Source organism: Sphingobium sp. GW821-FHT02B05, from assembly GCF_059421905.1.
Map to the genome: position 1 here is coordinate 47,661 of NZ_JBWKVW010000011.1, position 15,615 is coordinate 63,275.

The window sequence follows — 15,615 nt, forward strand, 5'->3', positions numbered from 1 at the left end:
GATGGTGCAGTCAGAAAGCCCGGTCGCTGGCATCGCCTAGCTGCGATCCGCCTTCGCAGTCCAGGATCGTGCCGGTGATGTAGCTGGCAGAAGCACTGCACAGGAAGACGGCGGCTTCCGCAATCTCGCCGATCTCTCCGTAGCGCCGTAGCGGAATGCGCGAAATGAGCGCCTGCCTGCTCGCGTCGTCGGGCGTTAGGCGGGCCATACCTTCGGTTCCCGCGATGGGGCCGGGCGAAATGCCGTTCACGCGAATGCCCAGGGGGCCCCACTCCATCGCCAGCGTCCGGATCAACTGGTTGATGCCGGCTTTGGCGGCGCAGGCATGCGCTTGCCCGATGGCCGGGTTGATCGCTTGCCCCGCGGTGATCGCGATCAGCGAGGCGCCCGGCTGGCGCAGCTTGTCGAGGCCGGCGCGAAAGACGTTGAAGGTGCCGTTCAGGTCGATGTCCACCACGGTGCGGAATGCGTGGCGGAAAGCGTCTCGGCGCGGCTGAGGAAGTTGCCCGCGGCGCCGGAGACGAGGAAATCGATCGGACCGAACCGCGCGACGCTGTCGGCAAGGGCGCGGTCAACGCCGTCGTAGTCGCGCACGTCGCACGACCTGCCGACGGCTTGGGGGCCGATCGAGAGCGCGGCTGCCTGCGCCTTGTCGGGATTGCGGCCGATGACCGTGACTTGCGCGCCAAGATGAGCGAACCGCGTCGCGATGCCCAGGTTGATGCCGCTGGTGCCGCCCGCGACGAAGGCGTGCCGGTCCTTCAAGATCTCGTCCCTGAATACGCTCATCGCGCTGTCCTTGCCGTCAGATGTTGCGTTCCTGGCCTTCCCAGTAGGGCGCGCGCAGCTTGCGCTTAAATATCTTGCCGGAATCCTCCCTGGGCAGTTCGGAAGCGATTTCGAAGAAGCGGGGCACCTTGTAGCCCGCAAGCGTCTTGCGCAGGCTCGATCGCAAGTAGTCCAGATCGATGCGTGCCCCGGGCAGCGGCTGGACGACCGCCATGACGGCCTCGCCGAATTCTGCATCCGGGATTCCGAACACCGCGCAATCGGCCACGCTGTCGAGCCGATGCAGTTCGGCCTCTATCTCGGCCGGATAGATGTTGGCCCCGCCCGACACGATCATGTCGGTCTTGCGGTCGCACAGGTAGAGATATCCCTCGTCGTCGAGATAGCCGATGTCGCCGGGCGCCAGCATACCGTCCATCTCGGCCGCGGCGCGCTTAGCGGGATCGTTCTGGTAGGTAAAGTCCGCCGCGCCGTGCCTGATCCCGACGACCTCGCCGATGACGTTGGGCGCAACCGCGTTGCCGGCCGCGTCGACGATCCTCACTTCGGTATTGGGCATCGCGCGGCCGACCGATCCAGGATGCGCCAGCCATTCCTCGGCGCCGATATGAGTGACGTTCCCCATTTCGGTCGTGCCGTAATACTCGCTGACGATTGGTCCCCACCAATCGATCATTGCTCGTTTGACCGGGGCAGGGCAGGGCGCTGCCGCGTGACCTACATATCTGAGCGACGAGAGGTCGTAGCGAGCCCTCACCTCCTCGGGCAGCCGCAATAGCCGCACGAACATGATCGGCACCATGTTAAGATGGGTGATCCGCTCGCGCTCGATTAGTGCCAGCAGCGCCTCGGGATCGAAACGCGGCTCCACGACCAGGTTGGCGCCGATGCGGATCGAGAAGATCGAATGGATGTTCGGGGCGGTGTGGTACAGCGGGCCGATCGTGGCGGTGATGATTTCCGCAGGGTCGCGCCCGCCGGTCAGATATTCCGTATAGCCGTACGAAATGCCCAGCATGTCCGATAGCGACTGCGCCTGTGCCGGAGAGGCCGGCGGCCGCTTCACCCCCTTGGGCTTGCCGGTCGTGCCGGAGGTGTAGATCATCGAGTTGGGGGCGACGGCAGGCTCGCGGTCCAGCGGTGCAGTGGCGCTGACGAGATCGGCCCAGTTGGGGAGGCCTTCCGGCACGCCTGCATCCTCGATGCCATAGGCTTCGCGTATCGCCGACGGCGTTTCCACCACGATGACGATCACATCTTCCGAGATCGCGGAGCGCAAAGGCGTGAGCAGGTCGGAGTGGATGACAAGGAGCTTTGCGCCGCTATCGCGCAGGATGTAGTCGGTTTCGGAAGCCGTGCCATGCCAGTTGAGCGGTACCGAATAGGCCCCCAACATGCCGACTCCGAGCGCGGCTTCGAAAAACGGCAGGTCGTTGCGCAGGCACAGGGCGACGCCGTCACCGGCACGGATGCCGAAATCCTCGAACATTCTCGCGGCGCGGCGGGCCCGCTTGTCCAGGTCGGCTTTGACCAGCATGCGGTTGCCGCTCTTGATCCAGCTCATCGCAATCCTCGCCCTTTTTTTTGCTGTCCGCGCGCTCCCGGCTCGGTTTCTACCGGTATGGCCTCGCCTTTGCCGGGGACCATCCCGGCTGCGATCCGCGCGGCGCCTTGCGTTCAAGCGCCGCGCGAGATCCCTCAGTCGGCTGGCAGAAGATTATATTCCCTGATCTTCTGCTTGCCGAGCTGGCTCATGTGGACTTCGTCCGGGCCATCGGCGAGGCGCAGCCACCGGTTGGTCGTGAAGAAGTACGCAATCGGCGTATCGTCCGAGACGCCCATGCCGCCGTGGCTCTGGATGGCGCGATCGCACACGAGCTGAGCCATCTGCGGCGCGACCACCTTGATCGCGGCGATCAGGTCCTTGGCGTCCTTGTTGCCGACCTTGTCCATGCGGTCCGCCGCCTTGAGCGTCAGCAGTCGTGCCATTTCGACGTCGCAGAAGCTGCGCGCCACGTCCTGGCGGATGCTGGACTGATCCGAGAGCTTCTTGCCGAAGGCGACCCGGCTTTCCACGCGGCGGGCCATGATCTCCAGCGCGCGCTGGGCCTGTCCGATCGAGCGCATGCAATGGTGGATGCGGCCCGGCCCGAGGCGCCCCTGCGCGATTTCGAAGCCACGCCCTTCGCCCAGGATCAGGTTGCTCTTGGGCACGCGGACGTTCTCGAACAGCAGTTCCGATTCGCCGCCGGGCGAATGCAGCGCGCCGAACACCTTCTGGTTGCGGACCACAGATACGCCGGGCGTGTCCTTGGGCACGATGATCGTCGAATGCTGGAGATGACGGGGCGCGTCGAAATCGGTCTTGCCCATCACGATCAGCAGCGTCGTCGCCGGGTTCATGTAGCCCGAAATCCACCACTTGCGGCCGTTGATGACGTAATCGTCGCCATCGGCGATGATCGACATCTCGAGGTTGGTCGCGTCAGAGGACGCCACCTGCGGTTCCGTCATGACGTAGGCGGAACGGATTTCGCCGGCCAGCAGCGGCCGGAGCCACTGGTCCTGCTGTTCGGGGGAACCGAACTTGGCGAGCACTTCCATGTTTCCGGTATCAGGCGCCGAGCAGTTGAAGATCTCGCTCGAGAAAGGCACACGGCCCATGATTTCGGCCAGCGGCGCATATTCGAGGTTGGTGAGTCCGGGTGAGAATTCGCCGTACTCGTGCGGCAGGAACAGGTTCCAAAGACCCTGTTCCCTGGCCTTGGCCTTCAGCGGCTCCAGGCCCGGCCATTCCTTCCACATGTTGTTCTGGTCGAGGATGAACTCGTGACGCTCGTGCTCGATCGGATAGACATGCTCGGTCATGAAGGCGCTCAGCTTCGCGATGAGCCCCTTCGTCTTGTCCGAATAATCGAAGTTCATAACTTCTCCTGACTTATGCGACGCAATGCGCGATTGAATACGAAGATGGCGCTTTCGTGCAGCTGGTCGCCGATGGCCCTGGGCATCAGCCCCGCACAGGCGCGCGCGTGCGATCCTTCGAGGATGGCGCCGAGCTTGAAGGGCGCGAGGACCGAGAACCATAGCGCGTCGTGCTCGCTGCGTCCGGTCGCTGACAGGTACCTGTCGACGACGTCGCCGATCGGCGCGAAGCCGTCCCACGGCATGACAGGCGGGTCCAGTCCGACATCCTGCGGATCGTACCAGGTGGCGGTCAGCCAACCGAGATCAAGAAGCGGGTCGCCCAGGCTCGCCAGTTCCCAGTCGACGATAGCCGCCAGCGCAGGCGACGACGGATCGTACATCACGTTGGCCAGATGATAGTCGCCATGGATGAGCCCTGGGCGCATCTCGCTCGGACGGTTCGCCTCCAGCCACCGACAGATCGCCTCTATGTCGGGCAGGGCGTCGTAGCCGGTCCAATTGTCGAACTGGGCGTAGGCGTCGAGCTGTCGGCGCCAGCGGGGCACCTGCCGTTCGAGCCAATGGTCGATCTTTCCGAAGTCGGAAAGGCCAACCGCATCGGTATCCACTCTCGACAACGCAACGATGCCATCGACGATCGCATCGCTCATGCGGCGGCGGACCTTGGGGTTTTGTGCGTGGTAATCGGGCATGCCCTCCGTGGCGTTGAAGCCATCGACCGGTTCCATGAGATAGAAAGCGATGCCCATGATGGAGGGATCGGCACAGCCGGCGATGAAAGAGGGATGTGGCACGTCGGTCCCGGCTAGTGCAGCCAGAACCTTCATCTCGCGGCGCATAACGGAGTCGCTCTCGGCACGCGGTCGACGGGGAGGGCGGCGTAGTACGAACCGCCGGTCCCCGCGCGTGAACTGAAGCAGGATATTCTGCGTACCGCCGCCCAGCGTCCCCGCGTCGCGTATGGGGCCGCTTTCAAGCCCCTGGGTATCCATCCAGGCTTCCAGGGCACCCAGATCGATCAGCTCGCGCCACACTTCGCGGTCGTGGGAAATCTCCGCCATCTTACAACGTCAGTCCGCCATCCACGACGATCGTGTGGCCAACGATGTAGGAGGCGAGCGGAGAGGCGAGGAACAGTGCAACGCCGGCCATGTCGGCTGGCTGGCCGAGCCGTGCGATCGGGATCTGCGCCAGCGCGCCTTCCAGGCGTTCGGGATTCTGTGTGGTGACCCTTGTCAGCTTGGTATCGACGAGGCCGGGCGCGATCCCGTTGACCCGGACCCCCTTGCCCGCCCAGGCCTGTGCAAGGGACCGGGTGAGCCCCAGGATGCCGGTCTTGCTGGCGCTGTAGGCGGGGTTTCCCATCGTCGCGTGATAGGCGGCGGTGCTCGATACCGTGATGACGGTGCCGCCCGTTTCACGAAGCATCGGAAAGAACCGCTGGGCACAGGTCATCATCGAGTTCAGGTTGACCTCGACCACCCGCCGGAACGATTCGATCTCGAATTCCTGCCGCTGGTAAAGGACCGTTCCCTGGCACAGGATCAGCACGTCAAGCTTGTCGAACCCAGCGGGGACGGACCGGACGCGATCGGCATCCGCGACATCGACTTGGCTGTAGGCCAGGCCGTCAAGCTCGTGCGAGTCTTCGTAGTGGGACGCCGAAGGTTTGGTGCCCCAGATGTGCGTGTCCGCTCCATTATCGCGAAAGGCGATAGCGATCCCACGGCCGATCCCGCTCGATCCGCCGACGACGAGTACCGTCTTGTCCGAACTATCCAAGGCCTTCATCCCGTCCTGAGCAAACGAATCGTTGTAAGTCGATCGACTTATTGAGTAGTCAGGCAGGATCGTCAATGTAAGAATTGACGGATCGGTTAAAACGCTGTCGGCTTGACGCCCATGCTACCCCTTTTTGAAGCCTTGGCGACGCCTTGAACTGACGATGAAAACGGAGAAGATGATGTCTGAACAGAGTAGCGGGATGGTTCATGGCAAGGTCGCGCCGGGTTACGAGCGGGTGCGGGCCGTGTTCGAAGCCAATTTTGCATCCGGCGCGGAAGTGGGCGCGAGCTTTGCCGTCTATCGCGACGGCAGGGCCTTGGTCGATCTTTGGGGTGGATATGCCGACCTCCAGCAGTCCAGGCCGGTGGACGAACGCACCCTGTTCGCCGTGTGGTCGACCTCCAAGGGGCTTGCTGCCCTGTGTGTTGCCTTGCTCGTGGAACGCGGCGCCCTGAAATACGAGCAGCCGGTGAGCACGGTCTGGCCCGAATTCGCGGCGAACGGAAAGGACGCGATCACCGTTGCGCAATTGCTGTCCCATCAGGCGGGACTGGTGGGGACGCGCGAACCGGCGACGATCTCGGATTACTACGAGCACGCCCGTGTGGCCGAACTCCTTGCGGGCCAGGCTCCGTTTTTCGAACCGGGAAAGTGGGGTTACCACACCCTGACGTTCGGAACGCTTGCCGACGAGTTGGTCCGGCGTGTCGATGGTCGCACCCTGGGGCGATTCTTTGCGGAAGAAGTGGCGGATCCGCACGGGATCGATGCCTACCTTGGCCTACCGCTGGAGGAGGATGCCCGCCAGGCCGAAATGACCGGAGCCGCCGATGCCGATGCGCTGGGCTTCGATCCGGGCGATCCCGCTTGCGCCGAAGCCGCCCTGCTCAATCCGCTGCTGGATTGGGCGTGGCCGAACCAACGGGCCTGGCGCGAAGCGGGGGTGCCGGGTGCCGGGGGCAGCGCCAGCGCGCGGGGCCTCGCGCGGCTTTACGGCTTGCTGGTCGCGCCGGAATCGCCGATCCTCAGCCCTGCGGTCCTGGAGCAGGCGATCCGTGAGCGCATTGCCGGCGTGGACCAATCGAGTGGCGGGACGGGCCGCTATGCGGCGGGCTTTCGCCTCAACACCGGCTCCATGGGTTCCAACCCGGCGGCGTTCGGCCATGCCGGCATGGGTGGCAGCGTAGGCTTCGCCGATCCGCATCGTCGACTGGGGATCGGATATACACCCAACCGGATGACGAACTACACCTGGCAGGCCTCCGATCCGCGCCTCACGCCGTTGCTCGCGGCGCTTTACGGGATCGAGGGCGCACGCTGAGGATGAAGGAAAGCGGGCGACGGCGCTGCGTTGCCTACCTTCCATACGAAGCCACAGACGAAGGCAGGCGCGCCGTAAAGCCACGCGCCTGCCGGGTGGACGATCAGGCCTGGGTCACGACCGGTTCGGGAATGTAGATCGCCTGCGGAACCATGTATTCCATCAATCCCTCGACGCCGTTCTCCACGCCGAATCCACTCTGCTTGTGGCCGGCGAAGGGGGTGTCGGGCCGCAGCTTCAGGTTCTGGTTGATCCACACGGTGCCGGTTTCGATCCGCCGGGCGATGCTCACTGCCTGCTCGACGTTCTTCGACCAGACCGCGCCGGCAAGGCCGTAGTCGCTGGCATTGGCGCGATCGACCACTTCGTCGATCGTCTTGAAGCGCAGCAACGGTAGCACCGGCCCGAACGCCTCCTCCTGAACGACCGCCGAATCTTCGGGAGGGTTGTCGACCAGCGTGATGGGAATGAAGTATCCCCCATTTTGCGGCACGGACGCTCCTTCGATTACGGTGAGCCCGCTCGCTTTGGCATCGTCGATCAGCGACTTCACCCGATCGAACTGGCGCTTGTTCTGGATGGGGCCGAGCACCGTTCCCTGCTCCGCGCCGTCGCCGACCTTGATCGCGTGGGCCAGTGCTACAAGCTTTTCCTTCAGCGCCTCGTAGATGTCCTCGTGGATGTAAAGGCGCTTGGTGGCGATGCAGATTTGAGCGGTGTTGTAGAAGGCGCCCATGAAGATGGCGAGCGCGGCTTCCTCGACATCGACGTCGGGCATGACGATCGCGGCATCGTTGCCGCCTAGTTCGAGCGTCACCCGCTTGAGATCACGGGCGGCGCTTTCGAGCACGCGTTTGCCGGTGGCTGTGGAGCCGGTGAACGAAATCTTGTCGAAGCCGGGGTGCGCTGTCATCAGCGGGCCCAGATCGTCACCGCCGGAAATGATGTTGAGCACGCCGGCGGGGAATACGTCCTTGAGCAACTCGCCGATCTTGAGCATGCACAGCGGTGTGAAGGGCGAGGATTTCAGAACCATGGTGTTACCCGCGACCAAGGCGGGCGCGATCTTCCAGAACGCCAGGTTGACGGGGAAATTCCACGGCGCGATGGCGCAAACGACACCTAGCGGGACATGCCCGACCTCCACCCGCTGGCCGTCACCCTTGGCGATGACCTTGTCGGGGATTTCCATATGAGAGTAGGCGTTCAGCCATTGCACCGCGACCATGATCTCTGCCCGCGCCCCGTCGAAGGGCCGCCCCTGTTCGCGCGTGAAGATGCGGGCCAGGTCGTCAGCGTGCTCGGTGAGGATCGTGGCAGCGGTGCGCAGCATTTCCTGGCGCTCGCCTAGCGGGCGCAGCCGCCAGGATCGGAATGCCGTGCGCGCGCCGGCAACCGCTTCGTCGAGTTGCTCGGCGGAGCAGTCCGGCGCGACGGCGAATGGCGTGCCTGTCGCGGGATTGACGATCTCGATAGTGTCAGGCGCAGTCACGAGCGAGCCGTTCACCAGCATGCGGTAGTTGTCGTCGATATTGGTCACTGCACTCTCCGTAGATTTGTAAGGCACGCGCGTCCCCAACATATGGGCGCGCGAATGTTTCATGCTTCCTGCCCGGCGGCGAGCGGCGACGCCGGCATCCGACGATGCCGGGTCGATACGGCGATGGTTGCTGCCGCGAGGGTAACCGATGCCGCCAGCATCGCGCCCGATCCGATTACGAGCACGGGAATGCTCCAGACCGTCACGATCGCCGAGGCGACCGCAGGGCCCGCAGCCATGCCGACCAGTTGCGCCGTGGGAAGCTGCATCGCAGCCCCGCGTTCTTTCTCCACCGATGTGAGATAGGGCATGTGGAACGATCCGACGAACATCCATACGAAAGCGAACGCCGCCGCGCAGATGGTGAAGAGCACGCTCGATCCGGTGAGCCCCATGATGCTGACGAGGATGGCGAGGATGCTCCCTCCTCCCAGCAAGACCGTACTGCCCTTGAACCTGGCACCCATCACTCCCGCGCACAGTCCGCCGGTGAGTTGGGCTGCTAGGGCGTAGGAAATCGCCGTGCTTCCAACGGTTTCTGCAAAACCCGAATGCCGGGCCAACGGGACCAGATAGACCCAAAGGGCCATGACCCCGGCCAGGTTCAGGGAAACGGCAAACAAGGCAACGATCCCGCGCCCGGACGGCAGGGCCAGCCTGAAGCCGGCAGCGCCAGTCTCATATCGGCGCGGGATCAGGGGCACCAGCACGAACGACGCCAAGTTCAGGCCGGCGATGATGGCATAGCTGGCTGAAGCGCCCCGCCAGGCGAACACCACGTTGGAAAACAGGAACGACAGTGCCAGCAGCGTCAGTGACTGCAGCAGGATGAATATCGCACATAGCCGCGCTGGCACCGGATGGCGCGACAGCATGCCGACCCACAACCACGACATCAGGCCGGCGCTGATCCCGCCGAAGAAGCGCAGCACCATGAACGGGATGCCAACGAGGTTCCCGCACAGAAGATTAACGCAGGCGCTTATGGCGATGGCTGCCAAGGCGATGGCACGCAGGTTTTCCGGCTTGAGCCGAAAGCCGGCGCAGCTTGCTGCGATCGCCATGCCAAGTCCTTCGAGCATGGCGGTCTGGCCGATCTGCCCCAGCGAGATCGCGCCTTCGCGCGCCAGTTGTCCCAGCATCAACGGCTGCAACTGGACAGCAAGACTGCCAAGCGCTCCGAGCATCACCACCGCCATGATAGCGGTGCGGGAAAAGCCAATCGGGGGCAGGGGAGCCGTCATCAGGCGTTAATCCTTTCCAGTATGGCCTTAGCAATGAAACTGCGCGTCAGGTCGTCGACCGATCCAGGCTGAAAAGGCCTGGCATGGGCGCGGTTCAGTGAACCAGGCACCGGGTGACGGTGACGGGCACCGCAGTCAGCCATGCCATGTTGCTGATCGGTTCGATCGATTCTGGTCCGGTCGGCATGATGTCGTTGCAGTTGATCCCTGCATTCTGACGCGCTACCTGCAACGCGAAGGTCTTCTGCTGCCCGTAGCCATGGGTCATGGCGACGGTCCCTTCGCGCAGTGTGTCGTCTACGAAGACATGCGCCTCGATCGCCCCGAAACCGGTGGCCACTTCCACCTTGTCGCCCTCCACCAGGCCAAGCCGCTCGACGTCCAGATGGGACATATGCAGCGGGTTCTCACGCTCCTTGCCCTTGCGGAACTTGGGTGCGTTCACGAACCAGCTGTTGTGCATGTAGGGCGTGCGCAAGGATATGAGCTTGAGGGTATGCGGCGGCTCGCTGGACAACTCCTCGAAAATGGTATCGAAACGGTCAAACAGTCCAGTCGCCTCGAACTTTGCCGGGAAGCAGTCGATCTTCTTGTCTGGATGCTGCAGGCAGACATCGAACAACGCATCGTAGGGCAGGGGGTCGAATAGCGCCGTTCCCGACGGCATTTCGCGCAATTGTTCAATCGAAAGATTCTTGCCAGCGAGCAACTTCTCGATGGACTGCGCTCCCCAGTCGGCATCCGGCTGGTCGTTCAACGGCGAATCCAGTCCGGTAGCCTGAAGGATGCGGGACAGGATCCACCAGTCGTTACGACGTTCCTGTGCCGGCGCAACCATGGGATCGGTATATTTGACGTTGGGGGTCTGCTGCATCCCCATGCCGCACAAATTGATGTCCGGTCGCTCTAGGAAATCGACGGTAGGCAAGACGAAGTCGGCCAGCTCGCCGGTGGCATTGCGGAACAGGTCGAGCGAGACGACAAGCTCCAGGTTCTCGAAAGCCTTGCGCCCTTCGGTCTCGCCGGCCACGCTGAGCAGCGGGTTGCCGGAAATCACGATCAGGGCTTTGATGTCGCCATTGTTCATCAGCGAGGTCATGATGTTTGCTGGCAAAGGAATGCTCATTCCAGGCTGCAGGACCTCGAACGTGCCGATCGACGTCTTCACCAGCTTGACGCCGGTCACCGGCGGGCATGACAACGCGAGTGCGTTGGGCTTGAAGGTCCCGCCCTTCCTGCCTAGGTTGCCGGTCACGAACTGCAGCATCTCCACCAGCCAGGCCGAGATCATGCCTTGGCGGCTCTGGTTTACCCCGGTCGCCATATAGACGATGCCTGACCGAGCCTCGACGTATTCGCGGGCGACTTTGCGGATGGCTTGTGCGCTCAGCCCGGTGACCCCTGCGACCTTGTCCGGCGAGTATTTGCGCACGAATTGCCGCATAGGTTCGACGTTGCGGCCATACTTGCCGACGATCGCGGCATCGAAGCCGGTGAGTTTTTCGACTTCATGCAGCAATGCAGCGAGGAAATAGGCATCGGTGCCCGGTCGTATGAGAAGGGTCGGGCCGGTTTCAGGCGATGAAGACTCGGTGATGCGCGGGTTGACGAAGCGCACCTTGCCGCCGCGCCGCTGGATGTTCTTGACGATCTCCCAGTCGTTGGTGGCGGACATCAGCGTCCAGCGAGACACTTTGGGGTTGCTACCAATGCACAGGAGATAGTCGGTGTTGTCGATGTCGGGAATCTTGAACGAAGAGGGCGATCCGAAGACCTCGGCCATCGTCGCCATCTTGTTCGATGTGTCCTGCGTGTTCGAGGTGAACCGCAGCGACGTCCCAAGCGATGCACTGAGGTAAGGCGCGAACATCGTGTAGGTCGAATTGAATGCGCCCGGATTGCCGGCATAAGTCGCCACCGCATCGGGGCCGTATTTTTCCCGGATGTTGCGCAACCGCTCGCCGATCTCGGCAAAGGCTTCGTCCCAGCTCACCCGCTGGAAATCTCCGTGCGCTTCCGTACGCGGGTTCATCCGCCGCAAGGGCCAGTTGATGCGGTCGGGATCCTCGTGGATTTCCAGGTACGAGAGTCCCTTGTGACAAGCGACGCCGCCTGCGGGATTGTTTTCGTCGGGTGTTATGAGGTTGGGTTTGCCCTTTTCATCGAAATGCACCGTCAACGGGCATCCCGGCTCGCAGATACGACAGAAACTGGTCTTCGATTGGGTCATGCCAGTATATTTCCAAGTTCCGCCGCACAAGAGGCAGCGCCTTCCCTCGCCTGATGGGGTAGCGCCGCCTCGATCAGCTTGTCGATGCTGGCAAGCTTGACACGGGGCCGGCCCAAATCCCGCCCGGCGAGACGTTCGACACGATCGATCGCGCGCCACCCGTCGAAAAGGACGATCCGGGCGTTGCGGGCGGTGAGAACCGCCTGCACCTGATCGCGGTCCAGCATCGCCGGCTGCAACGCACCCACAACATGATCGGCAAGGAGGCTGGCCACCGTCTCGTGGGCGCAGCGCCGATTGCTGCCGATGATGCCGCGGCAGCCCCGCTTGATCCAGCCGGTCACATAAATTCCCGGCAGACCGACGCCATCGTTGAGAACCTTGCCCCTTTCGTTCGGGATCACGCCGGTGACCGGGTCGAAAGGCAGGCCTTCGAGAGGGGCGCCGCGATATCCGCAAGCGGAAAGGACCAGCCCGACGTCCATAGAATCTATCTTGTCGCCACGTTCGAACCGGACCGCGTCGTCCCGGCGCACAGCGGTGTTGGTAACATATTCCAGCCGTTCGACCCGCCCGTTCCCACGCAGCGCCACCGGGGTCGCAAGGAAGTGAAAGACGATGCGCTTGTGTTCGGGAGACTGCGGTTTTGCCAGCAAGCCGCACATGATCCGATAGCGGCGCTGGGCGCGCCAGGTGCCTAGCGGATCGGCGCCGGGAACAGGCGGCTCCACGGTCCCGCGCACATGGATGTCGACGCCCTCGGAGTGCTCGAACTCCTCGAGCTCAGGATTGTTGAAAGCGGCGAATTCCAGGTCGCGTCGGCCCAGGATCACGACTTCGCGGACTTTGCTGGCCCGCAAAGCCGCAAGGGCATGTTCGGCTATATCGGTCTTTTCCAGCACGGCGATGTCGGTCGTCAGGATGCGCGCGATATCGACGGCAACGTTACCGTTTCCGACGATGACCACCCGCGGATGGGACAGGTCGAACTGGAGGTCGGCCTGGTCGGGATGCGCGTTGTAGAACTGCACGAATTCGCGCGCGCCCCATACGCCGCCTAGGTTCTCCCCCGGCACGCCAATGGCGTTGTGGCTGCCCGCCCCGTGCGCGTAGATGACAGCGTCGTACCACTTGGCCAGTTCTTCGGCCGCAACGTCTCTGCCCACCGACATATTGCCGAAAAACCGAACACGGGGGTCGCGCAGGATGAAATCGAAGAGCCGGTCGGTGATCTTCTTCTTTTCGCTATGATCGGGTGCGACACCGGTGCGGACCAACCCCCAGGGGGTGGGCAGTCGCTCGATGAAATCTATTTCGACCTGATGCTGTCGACTTTCAAGGAGGTGACCGGCCGCATAGAGGCCAGCCGGACCCGCGCCGATGATCGCAACGCGGATCGCACGTGATGTCATTTCGCAGTAACCTCGAAATAGTGTCGGTTTAGTTCGGCATACTGCGTCCATTGCGCAGGCAGGGAGCCTTCCTGGTATATCGCTGAGACAGGGCAGACATCCATGCAAGCGCCGCAGTTTATGCAGACGCGGGGGTCGATGAATAGTTGCTCCACGCGCTGGAATTCAGGATCGTCCGGCCCGGGCGATATCGCCGATACCGGGCATATCTCCGCACAAGAATAGTCGGCGACGCATGGCGCGGCGATCACATAGGTCATCCGTCATCCCTTGTTTCAAGCGCAGATTTCGGCTCTCTGTCATGACCAACTGACCGCACTGTCGCGCTCGATTTTCGGCGCATCTTATCCGGCCCTTTTGTTACTTATCTTTCTAAATTAATCGATTAATTAAGCATGTCAAGTCGTTGTGGTCTCGGGGTGGGTGCAAGTGTCCCCATGTATGGCTCCACTTAAGATGTGCACGCGCATCGCCAGAAGCTTACCGACGCATTGGGTAAATACCTGGCAGCGTCCAACATCCCGACCGTCAATCCCCCTTGCGTGGCCGGCAAGGTTCAGCTTGCTGAAGGACCGCGTATGCCGGCGCAGCTCGATTACCAACTCCTGGATCGATTTCGGATCGATATGCCGGGCAAAAACATCTTCCGCATGGCGCCCAATGGCTTGGTGCTGCCGAGGTTCGATCCGGATCGGTCGGGAGATAGCCAGTCATCGGAAGGCGGTTAAGTTTATCAATCGATTGACGTATATTGATTTGTGCGGGTAAACACCGCTTCGGTCGCTCACGATCATCGCACAAATGCTTGCCGGCACGGCGGTAACCCAAGTCACCGGCCGCTGCGGCGAAGGCGAGAATTTTCGAGGAGGACAATTTGGCAGGACCGCTGGAAGGTATTCGCATCATCGAGTTCGGCGGCATTGGCCCAGCGCCTTTCGCAGGCATGATGCTGGCGGATCATGGGGCGGAGGTCATCCGCATCGATCGGCCGGGAACCCGGCTCAATCCATTCGATCCTCTGCTGCGATCGCGTAAGTCGGTCCTGCTCGACCTGAAATCGCCTCGAGACTGTGATCAGGTGCGCGCCTTGTGCCGCGATGCGGACGGGTTGATCGAAGGCTTTCGACCTGGGGTCATGGAGCGTCTCGGCCTCGGTCCGAACGAGCTGCTCAAGGAGAATCCCCAGCTTGTCTACGGCCGCATGACTGGCTGGGGCCAAAACGGGCCGCAGGCCGCGCTGGCGGGACATGACATCGATTACATCGCGATTTCTGGCGCTCTTGGCACCATCGGCCCCGCTGATGGCCCGCCAGTGGTGCCGCTCAATCTGGTCGGCGATTTCGGCGGCGGAGGAATGATGCTGGCCTTTGGAATGCTGGCGGCCTTGCTCTCGATCCGCGACGGGGGGCAGGGTCAGGTGATCGACTGCGCGATGACCGATGGCTCGGCATTGCTGATGTCGATCATCTACGGGTGGAGGCACGACGGACGCTGGCGTGACCGCCGGGAGGACAATGTGATCGACGGTGGGGCCCCTTATTATGGCACTTATGCGACCGCTGACGGCCAGCATGTTGCCATCGGTGCGATCGAGCCGCAGTTCTATGCGATCTTGCGGGAAAAGCTCGGAATTCTGGATGACCCCGCGTACGACGAGCAAGAGGATCCATTGCTCTGGCCGAAGCAGAGAGAAGGTCTTCGCGCCATATTCCGCACGCGTACCCGTGCCCAGTGGTGCGAGATATTGGAAGCTACCGACGCCTGCTTCGCGCCGGTCCTCGACATCGCCGAAGCACTGCATCACCCTCACAATGTCTCGCGCGAGACTTTCATTGAAGTCGCTGGCGTGGTGCAGCCCGCACCGGCTCCGCGATACTCGTTGACACCATGCTCGCCGCCCCGGCCGGCGCCCGAGGCAGGTGCGGATTCGCAAGCTTTGCTGGGAATGTCCGAAGCGTGATGCCTACCTGAAAACGCGGACGGGCACCGTAAATCACGCGTGCCGGGAGTATTATTGGCGCTGGCTTTGGGCACTATCCGAAATGTGCTGCCCCGGAGACTATACATAAGGATTTTCGATCGCATGGATCCAGAGATTGCAAAGGTTTTTGCAACGCTCCCGGAACTCGACGTTGCCATCTGGACAATGCGCGCGCCGAATACAACGCGATGCTCACGGCTTGGCCGATAGCCAACGACACATTGGTATCGATCCGGGACATGATGGTTCCGCCAAGGCTAGAGACCTGCCTGTATCGGTACGCGTCTTTGCTCCGGCGGATCGCGCGTGGGCACCTTGCCCGCGATCTGCGGGATTCAGGGTGGCGGCTACAGGGCGCATGGGCGATGCAATATCCGTCGACGGG

The 15,615-nt window shown here is 62.5% G+C and carries 12 protein-coding genes and 1 pseudogene; 3 read left to right on the forward strand and 10 right to left on the reverse strand.

Annotated elements, in window-relative coordinates; translation table 11 throughout:
- Nucleotides 1-10: 10 nt before the first annotated feature.
- The 5 genes and pseudogenes from AC07UX_RS19250 to AC07UX_RS19270 all read right to left on the reverse strand — a co-directional run bounded on the left by AC07UX_RS19250 (nt 11) and on the right by AC07UX_RS19270 (nt 5,508).
- Nucleotides 11-789 (reverse strand): annotated as a pseudogene (locus AC07UX_RS19250) (SDR family oxidoreductase).
- A 16-nt stretch (nt 790-805) separates the two neighbouring features.
- Nucleotides 806-2,470 (reverse strand): AMP-binding protein, encoded by a 1,665-nt coding sequence (locus AC07UX_RS19255; RefSeq protein WP_495193590.1) that lies wholly within the window; start codon nt 2,468-2,470, stop codon nt 806-808.
- A gap of 17 nt (nt 2,471-2,487) precedes the next feature.
- A complete protein-coding gene (locus AC07UX_RS19260; protein ID WP_495193624.1) occupies nt 2,488-3,714 on the reverse strand; it encodes an acyl-CoA dehydrogenase family protein in 1,227 nt (408 codons plus the stop codon).
- Nucleotides 3,711-4,778: a phosphotransferase family protein gene (locus AC07UX_RS19265; RefSeq protein ID WP_495193591.1), complete on the reverse strand. Its 1,068-nt coding sequence runs from the start codon at nt 4,776-4,778 to the stop codon at nt 3,711-3,713. The genes AC07UX_RS19260 and AC07UX_RS19265 overlap by 4 nt, the downstream gene beginning before the upstream one ends.
- A 1-nt stretch (nt 4,779) precedes the next feature.
- Nucleotides 4,780-5,508, reverse strand: coding sequence for an SDR family NAD(P)-dependent oxidoreductase (locus tag AC07UX_RS19270; protein WP_495193625.1), 729 nt, complete (start codon nt 5,506-5,508; stop codon nt 4,780-4,782).
- 154 nt (nt 5,509-5,662) lie between these two features.
- Between AC07UX_RS19270 and AC07UX_RS19275 the strand changes: the two genes are divergently transcribed.
- Nucleotides 5,663-6,823 carry a serine hydrolase domain-containing protein gene (locus AC07UX_RS19275; protein ID WP_495193592.1) on the forward strand — a complete coding sequence of 387 codons (1,161 nt, stop codon included), beginning with the start codon at nt 5,663-5,665 and terminating at the stop codon, nt 6,821-6,823.
- A 103-nt stretch (nt 6,824-6,926) separates the two neighbouring features.
- Here AC07UX_RS19275 and AC07UX_RS19280 read toward each other — a convergent pair whose 3' ends face one another.
- From AC07UX_RS19280 to AC07UX_RS19300, 5 genes are all read right to left on the reverse strand, one after another.
- Nucleotides 6,927-8,363, reverse strand: a complete 1,437-nt coding sequence (locus tag AC07UX_RS19280; RefSeq protein WP_495193593.1) for an aldehyde dehydrogenase family protein — start codon at nt 8,361-8,363, stop codon at nt 6,927-6,929.
- A gap of 59 nt (nt 8,364-8,422) precedes the next feature.
- A complete protein-coding gene (locus AC07UX_RS19285; RefSeq protein ID WP_495193594.1) occupies nt 8,423-9,607 on the reverse strand; it encodes an MFS transporter in 1,185 nt (394 codons plus the stop codon).
- 94 nt (nt 9,608-9,701) lie between these two features.
- Nucleotides 9,702-11,780 (reverse strand): molybdopterin-containing oxidoreductase family protein, encoded by a 2,079-nt coding sequence (locus tag AC07UX_RS19290; protein ID WP_495193626.1) that lies wholly within the window; start codon nt 11,778-11,780, stop codon nt 9,702-9,704.
- A 53-nt stretch (nt 11,781-11,833) separates the two neighbouring features.
- Nucleotides 11,834-13,300: an FAD-dependent oxidoreductase gene (locus tag AC07UX_RS19295; protein WP_495193595.1), complete on the reverse strand. Its 1,467-nt coding sequence runs from the start codon at nt 13,298-13,300 to the stop codon at nt 11,834-11,836.
- Complete coding sequence (locus tag AC07UX_RS19300; RefSeq protein ID WP_495193596.1) at nt 13,246-13,509, reverse strand: ferredoxin family protein; 264 nt, start codon at nt 13,507-13,509, stop codon at nt 13,246-13,248. The genes AC07UX_RS19295 and AC07UX_RS19300 overlap by 55 nt, the downstream gene beginning before the upstream one ends.
- Before the next feature lie 198 nt (nt 13,510-13,707).
- Between AC07UX_RS19300 and AC07UX_RS19305 the strand changes: the two genes are divergently transcribed.
- A complete protein-coding gene (locus tag AC07UX_RS19305) occupies nt 13,708-13,977 on the forward strand; it encodes a PhlB family protein (RefSeq protein ID WP_495193597.1) in 270 nt (89 codons plus the stop codon).
- Between the two features lie 146 nt (nt 13,978-14,123).
- On the forward strand, nt 14,124-15,209 hold the full coding sequence (locus tag AC07UX_RS19310) for a CaiB/BaiF CoA transferase family protein (RefSeq protein ID WP_495193598.1): 1,086 nt from the start codon (nt 14,124-14,126) through the stop codon (nt 15,207-15,209).
- Nucleotides 15,210-15,615 lie beyond the last annotated feature (406 nt).

Coding starts and splice junctions, on each gene's coding strand:
- AC07UX_RS19260 (WP_495193624.1), bottom strand. CDS start 3,714: ATGAACTTCGATTATTCGGACAAGACGAAGGGGCTCATCGCGAAGCTG.
- AC07UX_RS19265 (WP_495193591.1), bottom strand. CDS start 4,778: ATGGCGGAGATTTCCCACGACCGCGAAGTGTGGCGCGAGCTGATCGAT.
- AC07UX_RS19270 (WP_495193625.1), bottom strand. CDS start 5,508: ATGAAGGCCTTGGATAGTTCGGACAAGACGGTACTCGTCGTCGGCGGA.
- AC07UX_RS19275 (WP_495193592.1), top strand. CDS start 5,663: ATGAAAACGGAGAAGATGATGTCTGAACAGAGTAGCGGGATGGTTCAT.
- AC07UX_RS19285 (WP_495193594.1), bottom strand. CDS start 9,607: ATGACGGCTCCCCTGCCCCCGATTGGCTTTTCCCGCACCGCTATCATG.
- AC07UX_RS19295 (WP_495193595.1), bottom strand. CDS start 13,300: ATGGACGCAGTATGCCGAACTAAACCGACACTATTTCGAGGTTACTGC.
- AC07UX_RS19300 (WP_495193596.1), bottom strand. CDS start 13,509: ATGACCTATGTGATCGCCGCGCCATGCGTCGCCGACTATTCTTGTGCG.